This window comes from Vreelandella titanicae (assembly GCF_014697095.1).
GTDB classification, from domain to species: Bacteria; Pseudomonadota; Gammaproteobacteria; order Pseudomonadales; family Halomonadaceae; genus Vreelandella; species Vreelandella titanicae.
In genome coordinates this window covers 1,748,841-1,768,752 of sequence record NZ_CP059082.1, presented here as the reverse complement: position 1 = coordinate 1,768,752, position 19,912 = coordinate 1,748,841, and the positions used below count along the sequence as shown (strand labels likewise).

Genomic DNA, 19,912 nt, shown 5'->3' with positions numbered 1-19,912 from the left:
ATCAGTCACTTATGCCAACGAATCCAAGGTGGTCGCCACCGCGTCGAACAGCCGCTCTAGCTCGGCCTCGGTGGTGCCAAAGGGCGGGCCAAACTGTAGGGTGTCGCCGCCGTAGCGCACGTAGAAGCCAGACTCCCAAAGCACCATATGCGCATCCCGGGGGCGAATCGTTGGGTCGCCATCGCGGGGTGTTAACTGAATAGCGCCAGCCAAGCCGTAGTTACGAATATCGACGATATGATTGCGACCTTTCAGGGCGTGCAGCTTCTGTTCAAAGGCGGGCGCAATGGCGCTAACCTGGGCGGGGAAGTTTTCACGCTCCATCATCTCAAGCGCCGCCAAACCTGCCGCGCAGGCCACCGGGTGAGCGCTGTAGGTATAGCCATGGGAAAATTCAATGGCGTGTTGGGGGCCACCGGCGTGCATAAAGGTATCGAAAATCTCGCTAGAGGCGATCACTGCGCCCATGGGGATGGCGCCGTTGGTGATCTGCTTGGCCACGTTCATGATATCCGGCGTGACGCCAAAGGCTTCGGCGCCGGTGGTCGCACCACTGCGGCCAAAGGCGGTGATCACTTCGTCAAAGATCAGCAGAATATCGTGGGCACTGCAGATCTCACGCAGCCGATCCAGATAGCCTTTAGGTGGCACGATCACCCCCGCCGAGCCGGACATCGGCTCAACGATCACCGCTGCAATGGTTGAAGCGTCGTGCAGGGCGATTTGATCCAACAGCGCATCGGCAAGCTCGGCACCGGTTTCCGCTTGACCACGGGTGTAAGCATGGCCCGCTTGTAACGTATGCGGCAGATGCGATACATCCAGCAACTGACCGTAGTGTTTACGATTACCACCGATACCGCCCAGGCTGGTGCCGCCAATATTCACCCCATGATAGCCCTTGGCGCGGCCGATCATACGAGTCTTCTCCGGCTTGCCTTTTAAACGCCAGTAGGCTTTGGCCATCTTGACTGAGGTATCGGCGGCTTCAGATCCTGAGTTGGTGAAAAATACATGATCCAGCCCGGCAGGCGTGAGGCTAGCCACCTTTTCCGCCAGCTTGAACGCCAGCGGATGGCCAATTTGAAAACCGGGGGCAAAATCGAGACTGCCGAGCTGCGCCGCCACGGCTTTCTGTATCTCTTCACGGTTATGGCCAGCGCCGCAGGTCCAAAGCCCGGAAAGGGAATCAAACAGCTTACGGCCCTGATCATCAATGTAGTAACGCCCTTCCGCCCCGGCGATAACGCGCGGGTTAGCACGAAAATCGCGGTTGGCGCTAAACGGCATCCAATAGTGCTGGTTAAGCGCCGTTTTTGAGGGCGTCTCTGCTGACGGGGCACTCGAGGTTTCAGCGGGGGTTTTGCTTTTTATTCCAAACATGCTGTCCAGCTCCATCGCTATAAGACTTGGTCTCAGCATGCGCCAGCAAACACGTTTATAAAATTATGCTTTTCTTTTGTTCACGTTAGAGAATCTATACGTAACAAGGCATCTTGACGTGCTTCTTGAACTTGACGCCGGTTAAAAAAGCACCTAATCATTATATTTATACGAATAAATACAATAAATCTATGGAGCACTCCCAACCAGTAATTGGCACCTATAACGATGCTTCCAAGAAGCTCGCTGTTGGTGGCTGCGTACTGAAAATACCGTTCACAAACTCAATATAAACAATTCACTATGGACATAGGGCAAACTCGCTATGAAGTATTTAACTCCCCTCAAGCTGTCGATTTACAGCGTCATGCTTTTCAGTTTCTTTATGCTGGAAAGCCCCGTCATTATGCTGGCTAACCGGATAGAGCCCCTGTTGATGGGTATCCCTTTCCTGTTGGTGTGGAACTTGTTTTGGTGGTTTGTGCTAACGGCGCTTTTTTTGGTGGCCTATTTCACCAACTGGGGCAGCCCAACATCGACACCGGAAAGCGCCACTAAACAACACTAAGACGGGGGATTAAACATGACCGGCAGTCTATTAATTATTGCGGCATTTATGATTATCCCCTTGATGGTGGGGGTTCTATCAGCACGCCAATCGCAAGAAACCAGTGAAGACTTTTTTGTTCAAGGTCGCGCCATGGGCAGTATTGCGGTATTTTTCACCGTGGCGGCAACCTGGTGGAGTGCCTTTGCGTTCCTTGGTTCTAACGCCACCTTTTATACCAATGGGCCGGTATTTCTTACCGCGCTAGCCTGGAACCTGCTGTTTGGTTTTATGTACTACTGGATCGGTAAGCGGGTTTGGTATTTAGGCAAACGATTTAACTATTTAACGCCCTCAGACTTAATAGGTGACTTTTATAACAGCGAAGCGCTGCGTATTACCGTTGCCGCTATCACACTGATTTTTACCGTACCCTATCTACAAATACAGCTAACTGGCGGTGCCTACTTAATCGAAGTCGCCTCGGGTGGGCTGATTCCTTTCTGGCTCGCCGCGCTGCTGTTCTACTTCATTATTATTATCTACGTATGGATTGGCGGCATCCGCGCCATCGCCTGGACTGACGTTATTTATGGCGCGCTGCTGTTCTTCGGCATGCTGTACGCGGGTTACTACATTTCCAACCAAGTAGGCGGGCCAGCAGCGCTATTTAGCCAGCTTCAGCAAACATCTCCTGAACACCTCACCATGCCAGGGCCTAACGGCACGATGGGATACCCCATGTGGTTCTCGCTGTTTGCCATTACCGCGATTGGTGCTTTTATGGGCCCACAAATCTGGTTGCGCATGTACTCGGTCAAACATGGCAAGCTGTTTAACTTAATGCCCTTTTTGCTTGGCTTAGCCGCCTTTGCCTATGTGGGTTCGGTGCTATCTGGCTACTCCGGCGTGCTGCTTGAGCCCAATGTAGAAAATCCCGATCAAATTCTGCCCATCATGCTGATGGAGTATGCCCCCTACCTGCTTGCCTCGCTGATTATGGCGGCGGGCGCGTCTGCTGCCATGTCTACAGCGAATTCGCAGATTCATGCGGTTTCCACCGTAGTGACGATGGATATCTATAAGCGCTATGTGAACCGTGAAGCAAGCCAGGCACGGATCGTTTATATCGGTCGTTTATCGTTAGTAGGCTTCTCTCTGGCAGCTTATATCATGGCACTAACCGTTCCCGGCGTATTGGTGACTATCGGCATTGCTGCGCTGGCAGGCACCGCACAACTGGTTATTCCTACCATTGGTGCTATCACCTGGAAAAAAGCCCACCCCACTGCAGCGCTCGCTGGGCTTTGGGCCGGTGTTGCCTGTGTACTACTGATGACCTTTGGCCCGCTAAGCGCCCCCTTTGGTTACCACGCGGGCATTTGGGGGCTGTTGCTGAATGCTGTGCTGTTTGTGGGCCTAAGCCATGGGCTGCATCGTCGCGATACAGCGGTAGTAGAGCGCTTTACCCAGGCACGCTACGACTATGATGCCGAGTACCACCCCGAACGTTTGCCTGCTTACACCCAAGAAACGACCAACGCCGCTAACTACAAATAAGGAGTGAGTTGATGGCTCAAGCCCCTGTTTCAAAGACAGTTTCAACCACTGGTTCAGCCGCTAAGCGCCGCCCCAAGCTTGCCGAGCTGATTAGCGATGATATCAAGCGCTGGATTGCCGCCGAGTCATTAGGGGAAGGTGATCGGCTGCCGAACGAAAAAGCGCTGATGGAGCTTTACGGTAGCGCCAAGGCCACTGTGCGCGAAGCGCTCAAGATCCTTGAGGTTGAGGGGCTGATCACCTTAAAAACCGGGCCTAAAGGGGGCGCGGTGATTAATCAGCCAGGCATGGAACCCGCCAGCCGTATGCTGCGTAACTTTCTGCATTTCCAGCAACTGGATGGCAAGCAAGTTTACCAGTTGCGCAAACTGTTGGAAGTAGAGCTGGCGGCATCAGTCGTGGGAAAGCTCACCGAGCACGACTTCCAGCAGTTGGAAGCCAATATGTCGGCCTGCGCCTGTTGCGCGAGCGATGCAGAGGATCACCGACACCAGCGCTTTTTGGAGCTCGAATTTCACCAACTGCTGGCCCGTGTCTGCCCTAACCCGTTGCTCACGTTTATGTGCCAGTTTTTAAACGACATGTTGCGCGACTTGGTGGTGATCAAAAAAGCTTACGTTCCCGAACGTAAGCAGTTCGATCACGCCAATCAGGATTACCACCGCCAGTTGGTGGACGCCTACCGCGCTGAAGATATCCAGCGTGTGCGTCAGGTAATGGCCGAACACATGGCCGATGCCGAGCACCATATGAGCGCGCTGGAAGCGGAAATGGCCGCGCAAATGCTGATCAGCAATGATTCTCCCAATATTCAGAACCATCGCTCCAAGCTACATGATTTACCAACGGAAAACCTGTCCGTTTAACCTTGCGAGGATACTGAGATGAACACCTACGTTTCGCCAACACCTGATATCACCAGCCTACGTACAGACAGTGACCGCCTCTGGGAAGCATTAATGGAGATGGCCAAGCTGGGCGCCACCCCTAAAGGCGGTGTCAATCGTCAGGCGCTTACCGATCTAGAACGCCAGGGGCGCGACCTGTTTATCCAGTGGTGTCGCGCCGAAGGCTGCACAATTCGCATTGATAATATCGGCAATATCTTTGCCCGCCGTGAAGGCAGCGACCCCAACGCCAAAACGGTGATGGCGGGCAGCCACCTGGATAGCCAACCCACCGGCGGTAAGTATGATGGCTGCTTTGGGGTACTCTCCGGTCTGGAAGTGATTCGCACCCTTAACCAGCACAACATCACCACGCAATCCCCTATCGAAGTCGTCGCCTGGACTAACGAAGAGGGTTGCCGCTTTCCCCCTTGCATGATGGGTTCCGGAGTATTTAGCGGCGAGCTGGAATTTGACGCTATGATGGCGCGCACCGACGCCGATGGCGTCACGGTCAGCGATGCCCTGGACGCCATTCACTACCGCGGTAGCGATGAGGTCTCGCCAAGCGAAATAAAAGCCTACTTTGAACCGCATATCGAGCAAGGCCCTATTCTCGAAGACACCGACACTACCATTGGTGTGGTCATTGGTGGTCTTGGCCAGAAGTGGTTCGATTTAACCCTGACCGGGCTTGAAGCCCACGCTGGCCCTACACCGATGAACCTACGTCGGGATGCCATGATGGGCGCAGCCGAAGTCACCCAAGCGCTCAACCGTATCGCCTTTGAACATCAGCCCCACGGGCGTGGCACGGTAGGCTGTATGACACTGCACCCCGGTTCGCGCAATGTGATTCCCGGCCAGGTCAAAATGACCCTGGATATGCGCCACTGGGAGCCAGAAGCGCTTGAGACAATGGGTCAGGCAGTCACCGCCGCTGTTGAGGAGATTTGTCAGCGCCATGGCCTTGAATACCACCTGGAACCCACTGCCAATTTCGCCCCTGAATACTTCGACAAAGCGTGCGTGGACGCAGTACGCCAAAGTGCAGAGCACCTCGAACTTTCCCATATGGATATCATTAGCGGTGCAGGCCACGATGCGATGTTTGTCGGCCGTGTTGCTCCCGCCGCGATGATCTTTATTCCCTGCAAGGATGGCATCAGTCACAACGAGATCGAAAGTGCGACACCAGAGCATGTCCACGCAGGCTGCAATGTGTTGCTCCACGCCATGCTGAATGCCGCTGGCATCGTCAGCAGCGTTGGCGGAACAGGGGAGTAACGATGGCCGAGACGTTTGAAACACTCACGGCAGTCGACGCATTGGCGCGCTTTGGCGAGGGTTCTCTCTCGCCAGAAACGCTGATTGATGACTGCTTGGCACGGATTACCCGCGATAACCCCAAGGTAAATGCGTTTACCTGTGTGAACGAGGTAGAAGCCCGGCGTTTGGCAGCAGAATCTGCACAGCGCTGGCAGGCAGGTACGCCGCTTGGCCCGCTGGACGGAATACCTGTCACCATCAAGGATTTAACCTTAACCAAAGACCTGCCTACACGGCTGGGCTCGACAACCACGCCACCGGATGGCCCTTGGGAGGTGGATGCACCGATCAGCCGCCATCTACGCAACGCCGGGGCTATCATGATCGGCAAGACCACCTCGCCGGAGTTTGGCTGGAAAGGCGTCACCGATAACCCGCTACACGGCATTACCCGCAACCCCTGGAATATCCAACTAACGCCAGGAGGATCATCAGGCGGTGCAGGGGCTGCCGCTGCACTTAACCTTGGTATGCTTCACCAGGGCAGCGACGCGGGGGGCTCTATTCGCATCCCATGCAGCTTCACCGGTACCTTTGGTATTAAACCCACCTTTGGCTGGGTGCCTCAGTGGCCCGCCAGCACCATGAGTACGCTTTCTCATTTAGGCCCTATGACCCGCACCGCCGCTGACAGCGCGCTTATGCTTAGCGTGATAGCGCAGCCGGATGTGCGGGATGGCTATTCCGGCAACCCACTCGGGCCAGACTGGCTAACGCCACCCCCTGTTGACCTACGCGGCTGGCGCATCGCCTTTAGCGCTGACTTTGGCTATGTAGAAGTAGCCCCGGATATTGCGCAGCGGGTTGAGGAAGCCGTGGCCCATTTAGAAGCATTGGGCGCGACGGTAGATCGAATTGACCCTGGCTTTAGTGATCCGCTTAAGACGTTTAATACGCTCTGGTTTTCGGGCGCCACCCAAGCGCTCGAAAAACTCAACGAACAACAGCAGGCAGCACTCGACCCTGGGTTTCTGGATATCGCACGGCGCGGGCAGGATGTATCGCTTTCCGCCTACCTCGCCGCCCGACGTGAGCGCAGCGAATTAACGGCGCAGATGGCGGCGTTTCATCAGCGCTATGATTTGCTGGTCACGCCTACGATGCCCATTGCGCCCTTTGCCGCGGGCCACAACGTGCCACCGGGCGAGCGCTATAAAGACTGGATGGACTGGACGCCGTTTAGCTATCCCTTCAACCTTACCCAACAGCCCGCCGCATCACTGCCTTGCGGGCTGGATAACCAGGGGCTGCCGGTAGGGTTGCATCTTGTGGCAGGCAAATACCAAGATCTAAAAATACTGCATGCCGCTCAGCTGCTGGAGCGCTATTTGCCACCGCTGACGCCGCCAGTTATTGCCTAGATTAATGAAGCATGACTTACAGCACGACTTCATAACCTTCAAACTTAGGTGGGCCAAGATAAATACCTTCGGGTGACTTGGCATTGGCATGGGCTTTCCGGAACGCATCTGACTTGGTCCAGGCGCGGAAGGCTTCTTCCGACTCCCACACGCTGTGGGAGATAAACACGGTGTGATCTTCCTGGCTTTCGCCCTGCAGCATCTTGAACTGTTTGAAGCCCGGCACTTCATCCAGGTGAGAGTCGCGGTTACGCCACACCTCTAAAAAGTCCTCTTCGCGGCCTGGGGCAATCCGAAAACGGTTCATGGCAATATACATCGTTACTCTCCTAGGGGGTTGTTCCTGCAGAGTTGACCCTGCTGGGTTGGTCCTGTTGGGTTGATTTGGCAAACGGTAGCTTGATGGTAACGTCACATTTCAGTGGCGAATAGACTTAGCGGCGTAAAGCCGCTCAACCGCAAGGTACGGCATGGCTAAGGCATCTATCCAGGTTGTTTGGTTCAAACGCGATTTACGTATTCATGATCATGCGCCGCTTGCCAACGCCGCCATGGCAGGCCCAGTACTGCCCGTATTTGCCATTGAACCCGGCCAGTGGCAAGCGCCGGATAGTGCCCTGCGCCATTGGCAGTTTGCCGCTGACTCACTTGTCGATCTTTCTCACGCTCTGAAGACACTTGGCCTACCGCTGTGTATTTGGCAGGGCGATATTATCGATTTGCTGAATGCCCTGAAAACCCATTACGGCGAGTTTGCTCTTCACTCCCATGAAGAGACCGGCAACGCCTGGAGCTTTGCCCGCGATCTTAGCGTCAAGGCATGGTGCCAACAGCAAGGCGCGCTATGGCATGAAGCACGCCAGCACGGCGTAATACGCGGCCTGAAATCCCGGGTGGCAAAGCGCGTTGCATGGGAAAAGCAGTGGGAAACGTTAATGACCGCTCCTACCTGCCCAGCACCGCAAAACGCTCAAGCGGCAGAGGGGTGGCAATACTTTCACCACATTGACGTTGGTCAGCTTCACAGCCTGACGCTGGGGTTTGATACCACGCCCTGCCCCGAGCGGCAGTCAGGTGGCCGCAGCGAAGGCCGCGCAGTGTGGCGTAGCTTTATCAACCAACGCGGGCGGCGCTATCGCGGCTCGCTGTCTAAACCGCTGCTGGCCTGGGAGTTTGGCTCACGGCTTTCTCCCCACTTGGCTTGGGGCACGCTCTCCATGCGCGAAGTGGTGCAGTCGCTGCGCCGCCAGCGAAAAAAGCATGCTGAAGACACCGCTTGGTCGCGCTCGCTGCGCGCCTTTGCTTCTCGGCTTCACTGGCACTGCCATTTTATTCAAAAGCTCGAAAGTGAGCCGATCATAGAGTTGCAAACGCTGCACCCAGCGCTGCGCGGCCTGCGGGAGCGCGACCCCGAACACCCCAACCTGATCGCCTGGAAGCGTGGGCAAACCGGCGTGCCGTTAGTAGATGCCTGTATGCGCAGCCTGATCGCCACCGGTTGGATTAACTTCCGCATGCGTGCCATGCTGATCTCTCACGCCACCTTTGGTCTTGGGCTGCATTGGTACGAACCTGCCCTGCACTTGGCGCGGCTATTTACCGACTTCGAGCCCGGCATTCACTACCCCCAGGTGCAAATGCAGGCAGGCGCCACGGGCACCAATGCCCTTCGGGTGTATAACCCCATCAAACAGGCAGAGGATAACGACCCCAGCGGTGAGTTTGTCGCCCGCTGGGTGCCGGAATTAACCGCCCTGCCGTTAGAGTGGCGCACCAGGCCCTGGGCACTGCCGGAAAGCCTGCGACAACGATTCGGTTTTCAGCCTGGCGAGCACTACCCACTACCCAACGACTTTGAATGTGAGGCGCGCCACTGGAAGAAGATGCTGTATGAGCTTCGCCGCACCCCGGATGCCAGAGAAGCCAGCAAAGCCATTGTGGATAAGCTTGCCAGCCAGCGCCGACCGCCCGCTAAGCGCGCTAAAAAAGCAAAACCCGCTAACCGCCAGCAGCTTTCGCTGTTTGATGAGGGCGGGTTGGAGGATAGGTAGCGGTTATCGGAAGGCGCGATCGTTTTGGCGCTGACTTTGCGCAGCTGATGATGCCACTAAGTGCCAGTTTTATTCTATTTAACTATGCCATCACGGGCACCAGCCACATCGGGTAAAGCCCCGGGGAAGGCGAAGTGTGACCAAATCCTACAGAATTAGCGGTAAAATCATCGAGCCATTCTATTTGTAAATTTTTCTTTTCATACAGCTATCTACGTGCTTTTTCAGTTGCTCTTTACTTGTAGTCATACTTTCATCAGTGTTAATCACACAACTAATTTCACTGCTAATAACTCCAGTCGAATATTTCCACGGAGCTGTAAAGTCGTCATCCTCTAGTGGCCGCGTAAACTTACAACTACCATCTTCAGCTCCATTTAATATTTTCAAAGCGGAAGTAACGTTATTGATAGACATTGATACCAACTGCAGCAACAACGCAGTTTTTTCGAATCTCCAATTTAGAGACTGCTGCCTTGAACGATAACTTCGCTCCCCCTGATTAGAGCTTATTGCTTCTAGCTTTATAATTGTCGTCCCATGCTCAGAATGGCCTATATGTGTCAGTTCATCTTGTGGTGGAGGTATCCCATACTCATGTTCAAGACCAAAAGCTAGAGAAAAACCTCCTGATCGAATCCTAAAACCATGCTTTATACTATTGTATTCATCAATATGGGCATTATTTAAAAACTCATATGCTAATCTAGACCACAACTCTGCAAACAAACTAACAGAGCGCTCATTTTTTTTCGTACCTGGAAGATAGCTTGCAAATACGCACCTAGATATTGCACCCCACGTCACGTTGTCGATATTCAACTTTGTGAACAATGAACCTCCGTCCTTATTCACATTATTGACAAAGTTCCTCAGTTGATTATTTGAACACTTTGCGATCCAAGCATAAGTACAATCAGGGGCTTGAACATAAGCTCCAATTAAAGAAAACAAAGTTTCTAAAGCGTGATGAAAGGCCGCTCTTAATGCTATAGCGGCTCTTCCCTCATCATCAGAGTTTAAATTTATTTCAGCTAAATATGAAAAATAGCCTGGATCGATTCCGTTCAAAAACCCCATATTACGTTCGCTAACATCCACTTCCCAAATGCAATATGGCTCTTTATTAACTACAAAAACTGAGTTTTGCACAGATTCTCCCTGGTAATTTTAATGCCGCGAAACGCGCCAGCATGTTTGATCGAAAAGTGCAGCCTACAAAAACTCTTACAACCCTATGATTCTTTTAAATATTAACAGGCGGCATTTCAAAAATGCGCGCCACTGCTGCTTTTCCCAGCACCTCCACCTTGGGGGTTACCGTACTAAATCCAGCTTAGCACAGGGCGTTTAGGGCGACTGACTATCTCAGCGTTGTACTTTCAACGCCCATAAAAAACCCGCCATCGCCAGCAGCTTTCGCTGTTTGACGATGGCGGGCTAGATGAGACTTAGAAAAGAGTATTAGCTAAGCGCCTCCAAAGATTGCTCGATAATACCCAAGCCCTCTTCCAATACCGCAGAAGAAACCGTCAGCGGCACCAAAATCCGAATGCTGTTGCCGTAGAAGCCGCAGGAGAGCAGGATCAAGCCTTTCTCGCGGGCTTTGGCACAGAGCGCGCCGGTCATTTGTGCATCTGGCTTGCCGTCGCTATCGAGTAGTTCAAACGCCGCCATGGCGCCGAGCTGGCGGCCGTGGGCCACGGCGGGGAAACGCTCTTCCCATACCGCAAAGCGTTCTGCCAGCATCTTGCCCATCTGCTCGCTGCGCTCAAGAATATTTTCCTCTTCGATCACCTCGATCACCGCCAGCGCTGCCGCGCAGGAGAGCGGATTGCCGCTGTAGGTGCCGCCTAGCGAGTTGGGGCCGGAGGCGTCCATTACCTTGGCGGTACCCACAACAGCCGACAGCGGCATGCCGTTAGCGAGGCTTTTGGCGGTGGTGAGAATATCCGCTTCGATGTCGCTATGTTCGAGGGCAAATAGCTTGCCGGTGCGGGCGAAGCCGGACTGCACTTCATCGGCGATCAGTAGAATGCCGTGCTCGTCGCACAGCGCGCGCAGCGCTTTAAGGTAATCCGGTGACGCAATATAGAAGCCGCCTTCACCTTGAACCGGCTCAATCACGATGGCCGCTGTACGGTGCGGGGCGATATCGGTTTTGAACAGCGTGCGAATGGCATCCAAAGACGCTTCTTCGCTGATGCCGTGCAGCGGATTCGGGAATGGGGCGCGGAACACGTCGCCCGGCATCGGGCCGAAGTCGTTCTTGTACGGTAGCACCTTGCCGGTCATGGCCAGGGTCATCATGGTGCGTCCGTGGAAAGCGCCGTCGAAGGTAATAATGCCGGTGCGGCCAGTGGCAGCGCGGGCAATCTTCACGGCGTTTTCCAGCGCTTCGGCACCGGTGTTGACCAGCATCGCTTTGCGCTCAGGGCCGCGCACCGGGCTTAGTTCGCAAAGCTTTTGGCACAGCTGCACATAGGGCGCGTAGGAAATGACCGCGGCGCTGGTGTGCATAACTTTCTTGAGCTGCGCTTCAACGGCGGCGACGATTTTCGGGTGGCGGTGGCCCAAGTTCAGCACACCAATACCGCCCGCGAAGTCGATCCAGCGGTTGCCGTCGGCATCCCACAGCTCAGCATTTTCAGCGCGCTCGGCAAACTGGGTTGTCGGCGTGGCAGCACCGTTAGCCACGTAGCGGTTTTTCAGGTCGTTCAATTCTTGGTTAGTCATCATAGCTTTCCTTATAAACCGCCAACGCAGACATATTTAAGTTCAGTAAATTCATCAAGACCGTGGTGGGAGCCTTCGCGACCCAACCCGGACTCTTTAACGCCGCCAAACGGCGCCAACTCGGTGGAGATCAACCCTTCATTCACACCGACCATGCCGTACTCCAGCTGCTCCATGGTGCGCCAGATGCGGCGGTAATCCGTAGCGTAGAAGTAAGCCGCCAGGCCAAAGGGTGTATCGTTGGCCATGGCAATGGCTTCTTCATCGCGCTGGAAGCGAAACACCGGCGCGACCGGGCCGAAGGTCTCTTCGTCGGCCACGGCCATCTTGGTGGTCACATCCGCCAGCACCGTGGGAGTGAAGAAGCGCTCGCCTGCGGCGTGAGGCTTACCACCGCAGAGCAGCCGCGCGCCTTGGTTCAACGCGTCATCGACATGGCGCTGAACCTTGTCTACCGCCGCTTGATTGATCAGCGGGCCGATGATGCTGCCTTCCGCCAGGCCATCGCCAACCTTCAGTGCGTTCACTCGCTCGGTGAGCTTGCTGACAAACGTATCGTAAATGCCGTCCTGCACCAGGAAGCGATTGGTGCATACGCAGGTTTGCCCAGCGTTGCGGAATTTGGAGGCGATTGCGCCATCAACAGCGGCATCTACATCGGCGTCGTCAAACACGATAAACGGCGCGTTGCCCCCCAGCTCCATGGCGGCCTTCTTCACTGTACTGGCGCACTGGGCAAGCAAGTGCTTACCCACCGGGGTGGAGCCGGTAAACGAGACTTTGCGCACCCGTGAATCCGTGGTGAGCACCTCACCCACCGCTGCCGGTTTTGAGGCAGTAATCACGTTAATGGTGCCTGCAGGCAGGCCCGCTTCCAGCGCCAGGTAAGCGGCGGCAAGCGCGGTGAGCGGCGTGGCTTCGGCGGGCTTGATCACCACGGTGCAGCCCGCCGCCAGGGCCGGGGCGCACTTGCGGGTAATCATCGCCAGCGGGAAGTTCCATGGGGTAATTGCCGCCACCACACCTACCGGCTCGCGCAGAACCAATAAGCGTTTGTCCGCGCCATGACTTGGTAGGGTTTCTCCTGCCATACGCTTGGCTTCTTCGGCGAAGAACTCGATAAACGACGCACCGTAGGTGACTTCGCCTTTGGCTTCCGTCAGCGGCTTGCCCTGCTCCAGGGTCATCAGACGGGCCAGGTCGTCGGCGTGTTCGTTAATAAGCTCAAACCAGCGCCGTAGCAGTGCCGAGCGCTGCTTGACCGGCGTGGCCCGCCAGGCAGCGCCAGCGTTGTAGGCGGCGGCCACGGCGTCACGGGTATCATCGGCGCCCATATCCGCCACCCGGGCAATGGTTTCACCGGTGGCGGGGTTATCCACCGCAAAGGTTTGTTGACCTGTACGCCACTCGCCACCCACCAGGGCTGGAACCGCATCGTGCAACCACTGTTCGATAAAGCTCATACGTTGCTCCTAAAAAGCTTAAGTCCAGAAATCTCGTAGGACGGCTTACAGATCCACTTGCATATGGCGATCGCTGTAGTCACGCCCGTAGGTGCGCAGCGCATGCACGTAAAGCACGATGCCCAGCACCGCCCAGCCAGCAAAGATAGTCCACTCCGCGACGCTCAGTGCCGCCGGGCTACCGGGCAGGTAGAGGCACGCCATACCGAAAGAAAGAATGATAGCGAGGGTGCCGCACAGCTTGCCGTTACTTACCTTGAATGGGCGGGGCATATCCGGCTCGCGCACCCGTAGCACCACAAAGGAGATCGCCACAAACAGGTAGGCCAATACGATGCCCAAGCCACCCGCATTAACGATCCACACCAATGCTGGGCGGCCAAAGAAGGGCGCCAAACAGGAGAGAAAGCCCATCATAAAGATGGCATTAGTAGGGGTTCTGTAGCGAGGATGCAGCTTGGCAAACGGCGCAGGTAGCATGCCTGCTTTAGCGAGGGCATAGATTGCCCGGGAACCGCCAATATAGAAGGCATTCCAGCTTGTAATAATGCCCGCAATACCCGCCATGACCATTAAGTTGCTGGCCCACGCGGCGTTAAACAGGCTTCCCATGGCGTCCGGCACACTCAGTGAACTGGCCGCCAGTTCAGTGCTGTTGAGCGCCAGGCTGGTCGCCAGAATAATCAGCGCATACCACACCACCGCCAGAATGACTGACATCATCAGTACTTTGCCAATGGCTTTATAGGGCAGGTTGATCTCCTCCGCCGCCTGGGGAATAACGTCAAAGCCCACAAATAGGAACGGCACCATCACCAGTACCGCCACAATGCCTGCAAACACGCCGCTATCGGCCTGGGTGAAGAGCGGCATCATATTGATGGTTTCACCTTCAAACAGCGAACCGGTGACAAACATGACCCCCACCAGCAGAATTAACCCAGTCACTACCTTTTGCAGCAGGGCCGCGGTGGTCACACCGAAGTAATTGATGATCATCATGACCAACGAGCCACCTACACCTACCGCTACCCAGGTGGCTTTAACTTCCCACCCGGCAATCGTCCACAGATGACCGACGGCATAGTTGGGCGCCAGATGTTCAATCACTGTGGGAAGTGCTACCGCTTCAAAGGCCACCACGCTTAGGTAGCCTAGAATAATCGCCCAGGTGCACAAGAAAGAAGGTAAGTGGCCCAAGGCGCGGTAGCTGTAGACGTGCTCGCCACCGACTTTGGGCATCGCAGCGGCAAGTTCAGCATAGGTAAGGCCAACCAAGACAATCGCTAAACCGCCGATAATAAACGCTATAATGGCGCCTAGGCTGCCAGCGGATTGAATGGCGGTACCGGTGAGTACAATCCAGCCCCAACCGATCATGGCACCGAAGGCCAGCGCTAATACATCGCCACGGGCGAGTACCCGGACGAGCCCTTCCTGTTGTGATGAGGATGTGGTCATTTGAAATTGTCCTGCGAGTTATTGGATGTTGTCGTAGGCGCTCAGGGGCGCAGTATCCTGATCCTGTTTTAACAGCCTCTCTTTGAATAGGCATGTTTTTAACGGTTTCGCCAAACAGGATGGCCACACGCTAGCAGGCGGGAGAGAAAACGCGAACGCACCACTTTTGCGTTCGACTAGACCACTTTTCATGCGCACCGAAAGGGTGCACTATTTTCATACGGCTTTCGTCTAAGTGCCCGCCGTTAGCGGGTTAAGCGGGATTAAGGGGAGTCCAGATGGATCGAAAGGAGGTCGTGCACCAACTTGTACAGCTTTATGCACTCCAACCGGAACGGTTGAGTAAGCAGGTGCGTATTGAGCAAGCATTGCGACAAGCCATTACCCAGCAGTGGCCTGCCGGGCTGCGTCTGCCCTCCCATCGCCAGTTGGCAGATGCCCTTGGCGTTGCCCGCCAAACCCTGGCGCTGGCGATCCATACGCTACTCGAGGAGGCACTGCTTAAAACCGCCCACGGCCAAGGCACCTGGACCTGCCGCCCCGTTACGCCAAGCCCTCTTCTGCATGGCAATGCACAGCTCTCATCACGCGCCCAGCGGGTGTTGGATGGCCCAGGCGCTAGCATGATCCAAAGCGGCGCCTTCGTGCCCGGCATTCCCGATATCGCCCAGTTCCCGATGCGTAAATGGCGGCAGCTCTACGCCAGCGTGACGGTGCCGCAAAACGCCCTGCTGCTCTCCTACTCCACCGGTGGCTACGGCCCATTAAAGCGCGCGATACGCGATTTTCTGGCGCGCTGGCGCAATATTAGTTGCGACACGGAACAGATCATCATCACTGACGGTACCCATAACGGCATTGAGCTATGCGCCGTGGCACTGGCTGATGTGGGCGACACTGTTGCCATGGAGTCGCCCTGCTACTGGGGAGCGCGCAACGTCTTTACCGCCGCAGGTTTGGAAATCGAACCGGTGGCGTGGCTGCCAGGTCAGGGGCACATGCTTCCGCCTGCTCCTGGCCCGGTCAAACTGGCCTACTTGACCGGCTCGCACCATTACCCGCTCAGCGTGCCTACCAGTGCGGTGGATAAACAGCGCTTATGCGATGTCCTAGCGCCCGCGTATATTGTCGAAGATGATTACGAGTTTAACCGCGACGACCACTCCAATCTGCTCTTTGACCCGCACTCGGAGCGCCACTTGCTGGTGGGCTCGTTTTCCAAGATGATGTTTCCAGGACTGCGCTTAGGCTATTTAGTGGTACCGCGTCATTTAGCGGGGCCAATGAACCGCTTGCGCAGTGAACTATTCCGCGAAGGACGCATGCTGGATCAGGCCGTACTAGCACAATTTATTTTTGATGGTGATTTGGATGCCTGGTGTCGGCGCATTCAACGCGACTATCTAGGGCGCCAACAGGTGCTGCATGATCAACTACGTTCGCTGCCGCAGGTGCGCAGCGTTTCGCCACCGAGCAGTGCTATTAGCCTTTGCGTCGAGTTTGAGCCGGGCGTTAACGATGTGGGAATCGCTCAGTCACTGCTGAAAGAGCATTTAATTGTGCGTCCATTAAGCCCAGTGTGTGCACCAACCGATCCGCGCGTCGGCTTAGTAATGGGCGTCGGCATGCTATCAGGGGAAACGCTGGTGCGTGAAGCACAGCGCCTGCGTCGCAGCCTGGAAGCACTGCTGCGCTAGGCGTTATTAATAGTGCACAGGTAAGGAAGGAAGTGTTTCTCAACACCTTATCCACAAGCTTTGAACGGTTTATACACAAGGACTTTTATGCGTCACCCTGTTGATAATTTCATCGTCGCCTCTTCGGCTGCTTTCGCTAGGCTTCGCCTCTGGGCATCACTAAGTCTTGTGCTCCTGCTCTCGGGCTGCGCCACCTTTGCGCCCAACCCGCCTCAGGATCAAAGCAATATCTGCGAGATATTCCGCGAGCAGCCAAGCTGGTACGACTATGCCCAGGAGTCAGAGGAGAAGTGGGGCACACCGATCGCCACCCAGATGGCGTTTATTCAGCAGGAGTCTTCGTTTCGTAGCCATATCCGCCCGGATCGCAAGTACTATCTAGGCTTTATCCCCGGCCCCCGGCCCTCTTCTGCCAAAGGCTACGCCCAGGCCCAAGACCCCGTTTGGGGGGAGTATGAGGATCAAGCGGGCAGTCTGTTTGCCCGGCGTACTCATATGAAACACGCCACGGATTTTATTGGCTGGTACAACCGTCGTTCCCAGCAGCAAGCAGGCATATCGCTAACCAATCCTGAGCACCTCTACTACGCCTATCACGAAGGCGCAGGCGGCTATCAGCGGGGTTCTTACCGCGGCAAACCACAGGTATTGAGTGCGGGGAGACAAGTAGCTGCTCGCGCTAACCGTTACCAAGCCCAGCTCAATGCTTGCGAAGCGGAGTTTCAATGCCGCAAGTTTTACCAGATCTGGCCATTCTGTCGTAGTTAAGGAAGCTGACGATGTCACTATGGATGGGTGCTGCCCTGGTTAGCGTGGTGTTTTTTACCTCGATGCTCTCCGGGGTGTTTGGTATGGCGGGCGGATTGGTACTGCTATGGTTTCTGCTGCTGATCTTTCCCGCGGGCACGGCGATGGCGGTGCACGGCGTTATACAGCTCACCGCGAATGGGTCGCGAGCATGGCTATCGCGACGCTATATTGTCTGGCCTATCGTCGCTTTTATGACGCTGGGTGTACTAAGCGCCGCGGGCCTGCTTCTGCTGTTCAACTACAGCCCCAATGCCGCCAGCGTCTCACTTTTGATTGGCCTAATGCCGATTTTGGTATGGCTGCCCAAGCGCTGGTTTCACCTGGATGCCAACCGCGCCAGCCACGCACTGTGCTGCGGCATCGCCTCTGGCGGTTTGACGATAGCCGCAGGGGTTTCCGGGCCGCTAATCGATATATTCTTTGTGCGCTCACGCATGGATCGTCGCCAAGTCGTGGCGACCAAGGCAATGATTCAGGTAGTGGCGCACAGCATTAAAATCATCTTCTATCTCGGCGCCGCCATGGCGCTTAGTACCGGCGAATGGGGCATTGTGCTGCTAGCGGCGCCGTTTGCGATCTTTGGCACCCACACCGGCAACCGCATTTTACACCGCCTCACCGATGCCAACTTCCGCACCTGGACGCGCTGGATCGTGACCGGTATTGGGGTCTTCTACTTTTTTCAGGGGATCTTCCTACTCACTCGCTAGCGTTGAGGCAGATAAAAGCGAGCTTAAAGCAGGTGCCTATACTGACCTTACCTATTAATGGAGGTCGCTATGGATTACCACCACTACCGCACAGCCCTTGCGGAAACGCTCGCCCAAAGTGAGCTGCCTTTTCCCGCTGCCGAATACCAGGTGCGCCTGGAGAAGGTGCGCAAGGGTATGGCAGAGCATGGATTAGACGCGCTACTGCTTACCGACCCCGCCGATATCAATTACCTCACCGGCTACCACACTTTTGAAGTCTCGGTGCATGCCTGCTTGGTTTGCACCCAAGCGCGGCTAGTGCTGCAAGTCGCCTCAATTGAAACCGGTGCGGCAGTGGTCACCGCCCGGGTTGATGAGATCATCGGCTACCGCTGGGAAAACCTGGATGAAATCATCACACCGTTGGCAGACCTGCTTTCTCCTTGCTCGAAAATTGGTATTGATGGCTGGAGCAGCGGGCTGCGTTTTGGAGTAATCGATGCGCTGATGCAGACTATTGGCCGTGAGCGTTTTAGCGAAGCAGGCACAGTGGTCGATGCGATTAGGATCGTAAAAAGCCCCGCCGAGCTTGAAATGCTGCAAGAGAGCGCACGAATCACCGCTCTCGGGTTAGAGACCGCGATACAGAGCATTCGCCCCGGTATGACCGACAACGATATTGCCGCCGTGGGCGCCAAAGCGCTGCTCGAAAACGGCAGCGAGTTTATGAGCCTCCAGCCAATTGTGACTAGCGGGCACCGAATTGGGGTGATTCACGTTAATCATAAGCGGCGTGTTATCCAGCCTAACGAGCCGGTTTTCCTAGAGTTCGGTGCCGCCTATCAACGCTATACGGCACCCATGATGCGCACTGCCGTGACGGGTGCTCCAAACCCGGCTCTCTCCGCCACTCGGGATCTTTGCCGCTCACTGTTTGAAGCGCTCTGCGACGCCATGCGTCCAGGCAATACCTTTGATGCCGCGGCCCAGGCGGCTGATACCCTACTCGCTCCCCAGCGTGACCAGTATTTTTTCTCCGGTGTCTTTGGCTATGCCGTGGGCGCTCAGTTTCCGCCTAGCTGGGTGGAGGGCACCGGCTTTATCGCCAAAGGGCAGGCCCGCACTTTTGAAACCAACATGGTGTTTCACCTGCCACTCTGCCTGCGGGTGCCCGGCCAGTGGGGCGTTGGCATAAGCGACACCGTGGTGGTGACTGAAAATGGAGCAAAACCACTGACCAATAACGACTGGCAGCTGTTTGAGGCGGGCTCATAAGCTACTGCGCCTTATAGCCATAGCATTGACAGGTCGATGGAGTAGCGCTATCGTCAACAAAGATGCAAATGAGAAACACTCTCTTTACTTCAAATAGTAGATGGTCGGGTCTATGCCCACATTATGCCCACAGGAAGCAACCAGTGTGAGGGAGCAGTGGAATGACTAGCGAGCAGCGGCAACTTCGCCAAACGGTCATATTTTTGCGCACCTCTTTTGAAGCGGTACAGCACTCTATTGCCGGCCGCCTGGAAGACCCGCTGCCCTGCTGGATGGATACCAGCATGCTTTCCATGCTGTCGCGGGAGCTCACTCGCTGCTGCCAGCAGTCCAAGCCGCTGTTTGCCCCAGCCGTCACCGAACAGCTCTATATCGCCTCACAACAGTGCGAGCTGCTACTCAAACAGTGCCCAGGGGTACTCAGCAGCGCGGTCTGCTATCGCCAGTTGGGAGCCATTATGCTGCCACTCTCTAGTGCGCTCCAGCAGATCGACACTCCTGCCAAACGGCGCTGGCCTTGGCAACGACGTTAATTCCCTTTTCCACAAACAAGCGTGCGATTAAGGCCTCCAAATCGGTCTAATCGGCGCGTTCCTGGCGTTTGAAAATTCAGCCTTGCTTGACCCTGCTATTTATCATGATAAATTCAAGGTGAGGCGC

At 55.5% G+C, this 19,912-nt stretch carries 17 protein-coding genes; 11 read left to right on the top strand and 6 right to left on the bottom strand.

What is annotated here, in order from left to right; genetic code table 11:
- Nucleotides 1–9 precede the first annotated feature (9 nt).
- Complete coding sequence (aptA, locus tag HZS52_RS08220) at nucleotides 10–1,383, bottom strand: omega-aminotransferase AptA (protein WP_159177439.1); 1,374 nt, start codon at nucleotides 1,381–1,383, stop codon at nucleotides 10–12.
- A 325-nt stretch (nucleotides 1,384–1,708) separates the two neighbouring features.
- Between aptA and HZS52_RS08215 the strand changes: the two genes are divergently transcribed.
- The 5 genes from HZS52_RS08215 to HZS52_RS08195 are packed head-to-tail and all read left to right on the top strand — an operon-like array spanning nucleotide 1,709 to nucleotide 7,067.
- On the top strand, nucleotides 1,709–1,951 hold the full coding sequence (locus tag HZS52_RS08215; protein ID WP_041158699.1) for a hypothetical protein: 243 nt from the start codon (nucleotides 1,709–1,711) through the stop codon (nucleotides 1,949–1,951).
- 15 nt (nucleotides 1,952–1,966) lie between these two features.
- The gene (locus HZS52_RS08210) at nucleotides 1,967–3,490 is read left to right on the top strand and encodes a sodium:solute symporter family protein (RefSeq protein WP_190374531.1); all 1,524 of its coding nucleotides are present in this window, start codon (nucleotides 1,967–1,969) and stop codon (nucleotides 3,488–3,490) included.
- 11 nt (nucleotides 3,491–3,501) lie between these two features.
- The gene (locus HZS52_RS08205; RefSeq protein ID WP_190374530.1) at nucleotides 3,502–4,356 is read left to right on the top strand and encodes a FadR/GntR family transcriptional regulator; all 855 of its coding nucleotides are present in this window, start codon (nucleotides 3,502–3,504) and stop codon (nucleotides 4,354–4,356) included.
- An 18-nt stretch (nucleotides 4,357–4,374) separates the two neighbouring features.
- Nucleotides 4,375–5,664, top strand: coding sequence for a Zn-dependent hydrolase (locus HZS52_RS08200; protein ID WP_190374529.1), 1,290 nt, complete (start codon nucleotides 4,375–4,377; stop codon nucleotides 5,662–5,664).
- 2 nt (nucleotides 5,665–5,666) lie between these two features.
- Nucleotides 5,667–7,067 carry an amidase gene (locus tag HZS52_RS08195; RefSeq protein WP_190374528.1) on the top strand — a complete coding sequence of 467 codons (1,401 nt, stop codon included), beginning with the start codon at nucleotides 5,667–5,669 and terminating at the stop codon, nucleotides 7,065–7,067.
- Between the two features lie 16 nt (nucleotides 7,068–7,083).
- On the opposite strand, the gene hmuQ is transcribed toward HZS52_RS08195, so the two are convergent.
- On the bottom strand, nucleotides 7,084–7,386 hold the full coding sequence (gene hmuQ / locus HZS52_RS08190; protein WP_022521683.1) for a heme-degrading protein HmuQ: 303 nt from the start codon (nucleotides 7,384–7,386) through the stop codon (nucleotides 7,084–7,086).
- A gap of 151 nt (nucleotides 7,387–7,537) precedes the next feature.
- On the opposite strand from hmuQ, the gene HZS52_RS08185 reads away from it, so the two are divergent.
- Nucleotides 7,538–9,118, top strand: a complete 1,581-nt coding sequence (locus tag HZS52_RS08185) for a cryptochrome/deoxyribodipyrimidine photo-lyase family protein (RefSeq protein ID WP_190374527.1) — start codon at nucleotides 7,538–7,540, stop codon at nucleotides 9,116–9,118.
- Nucleotides 9,119–9,298: 180 nt separating this feature from the next.
- Here the strand turns inward: HZS52_RS08185 and HZS52_RS08180 are convergent, their stop codons facing one another.
- The 4 genes from HZS52_RS08180 to HZS52_RS08165 all read right to left on the bottom strand — a co-directional run bounded on the left by HZS52_RS08180 (nucleotide 9,299) and on the right by HZS52_RS08165 (nucleotide 14,778).
- Entirely contained in the window at nucleotides 9,299–10,270 is a 972-nt protein-coding gene (locus HZS52_RS08180; RefSeq protein WP_190374526.1) for a hypothetical protein, read from the bottom strand.
- 312 nt (nucleotides 10,271–10,582) lie between these two features.
- Entirely contained in the window at nucleotides 10,583–11,854 is a 1,272-nt protein-coding gene (gabT, locus tag HZS52_RS08175) for a 4-aminobutyrate--2-oxoglutarate transaminase (protein ID WP_190374525.1), read from the bottom strand.
- An 11-nt stretch (nucleotides 11,855–11,865) separates the two neighbouring features.
- Nucleotides 11,866–13,317, bottom strand: a complete 1,452-nt coding sequence (locus tag HZS52_RS08170; protein ID WP_190374524.1) for an NAD-dependent succinate-semialdehyde dehydrogenase — start codon at nucleotides 13,315–13,317, stop codon at nucleotides 11,866–11,868.
- 45 nt (nucleotides 13,318–13,362) lie between these two features.
- Nucleotides 13,363–14,778 (bottom strand): APC family permease, encoded by a 1,416-nt coding sequence (locus tag HZS52_RS08165; RefSeq protein ID WP_190374523.1) that lies wholly within the window; start codon nucleotides 14,776–14,778, stop codon nucleotides 13,363–13,365.
- 278 nt (nucleotides 14,779–15,056) lie between these two features.
- On the opposite strand from HZS52_RS08165, the gene HZS52_RS08160 reads away from it, so the two are divergent.
- The 5 genes from HZS52_RS08160 to HZS52_RS08140 all read left to right on the top strand — a co-directional run bounded on the left by HZS52_RS08160 (nucleotide 15,057) and on the right by HZS52_RS08140 (nucleotide 19,785).
- Nucleotides 15,057–16,475, top strand: a complete 1,419-nt coding sequence (locus tag HZS52_RS08160) for an aminotransferase-like domain-containing protein (RefSeq protein WP_190374522.1) — start codon at nucleotides 15,057–15,059, stop codon at nucleotides 16,473–16,475.
- 87 nt (nucleotides 16,476–16,562) lie between these two features.
- Entirely contained in the window at nucleotides 16,563–17,243 is a 681-nt protein-coding gene (locus HZS52_RS08155) for a transglycosylase SLT domain-containing protein (protein WP_190374521.1), read from the top strand.
- Nucleotides 17,244–17,254: 11 nt separating this feature from the next.
- Nucleotides 17,255–17,995: a sulfite exporter TauE/SafE family protein gene (locus HZS52_RS08150; RefSeq protein ID WP_190374520.1), complete on the top strand. Its 741-nt coding sequence runs from the start codon at nucleotides 17,255–17,257 to the stop codon at nucleotides 17,993–17,995.
- A 69-nt stretch (nucleotides 17,996–18,064) separates the two neighbouring features.
- Nucleotides 18,065–19,252 (top strand): M24 family metallopeptidase, encoded by a 1,188-nt coding sequence (locus HZS52_RS08145; protein ID WP_190374519.1) that lies wholly within the window; start codon nucleotides 18,065–18,067, stop codon nucleotides 19,250–19,252.
- A gap of 161 nt (nucleotides 19,253–19,413) precedes the next feature.
- Complete coding sequence (locus tag HZS52_RS08140) at nucleotides 19,414–19,785, top strand: hypothetical protein (RefSeq protein ID WP_190374518.1); 372 nt, start codon at nucleotides 19,414–19,416, stop codon at nucleotides 19,783–19,785.
- Nucleotides 19,786–19,912: the final 127 nt, after the last annotated feature.

Coding starts and splice junctions, on each gene's coding strand:
- aptA (WP_159177439.1), bottom strand. CDS start 1,383: ATGTTTGGAATAAAAAGCAAAACCCCCGCTGAAACCTCGAGTGCCCCG.
- HZS52_RS08215 (WP_041158699.1), top strand. CDS start 1,709: ATGAAGTATTTAACTCCCCTCAAGCTGTCGATTTACAGCGTCATGCTT.
- HZS52_RS08210 (WP_190374531.1), top strand. CDS start 1,967: ATGACCGGCAGTCTATTAATTATTGCGGCATTTATGATTATCCCCTTG.
- HZS52_RS08205 (WP_190374530.1), top strand. CDS start 3,502: ATGGCTCAAGCCCCTGTTTCAAAGACAGTTTCAACCACTGGTTCAGCC.
- HZS52_RS08200 (WP_190374529.1), top strand. CDS start 4,375: ATGAACACCTACGTTTCGCCAACACCTGATATCACCAGCCTACGTACA.
- HZS52_RS08195 (WP_190374528.1), top strand. CDS start 5,667: ATGGCCGAGACGTTTGAAACACTCACGGCAGTCGACGCATTGGCGCGC.
- hmuQ (WP_022521683.1), bottom strand. CDS start 7,386: ATGTATATTGCCATGAACCGTTTTCGGATTGCCCCAGGCCGCGAAGAG.
- HZS52_RS08185 (WP_190374527.1), top strand. CDS start 7,538: ATGGCTAAGGCATCTATCCAGGTTGTTTGGTTCAAACGCGATTTACGT.
- gabT (WP_190374525.1), bottom strand. CDS start 11,854: ATGACTAACCAAGAATTGAACGACCTGAAAAACCGCTACGTGGCTAAC.
- HZS52_RS08170 (WP_190374524.1), bottom strand. CDS start 13,317: ATGAGCTTTATCGAACAGTGGTTGCACGATGCGGTTCCAGCCCTGGTG.
- HZS52_RS08165 (WP_190374523.1), bottom strand. CDS start 14,778: ATGACCACATCCTCATCACAACAGGAAGGGCTCGTCCGGGTACTCGCC.
- HZS52_RS08160 (WP_190374522.1), top strand. CDS start 15,057: ATGGATCGAAAGGAGGTCGTGCACCAACTTGTACAGCTTTATGCACTC.
- HZS52_RS08155 (WP_190374521.1), top strand. CDS start 16,563: ATGCGTCACCCTGTTGATAATTTCATCGTCGCCTCTTCGGCTGCTTTC.
- HZS52_RS08150 (WP_190374520.1), top strand. CDS start 17,255: ATGTCACTATGGATGGGTGCTGCCCTGGTTAGCGTGGTGTTTTTTACC.
- HZS52_RS08145 (WP_190374519.1), top strand. CDS start 18,065: ATGGATTACCACCACTACCGCACAGCCCTTGCGGAAACGCTCGCCCAA.
- HZS52_RS08140 (WP_190374518.1), top strand. CDS start 19,414: ATGACTAGCGAGCAGCGGCAACTTCGCCAAACGGTCATATTTTTGCGC.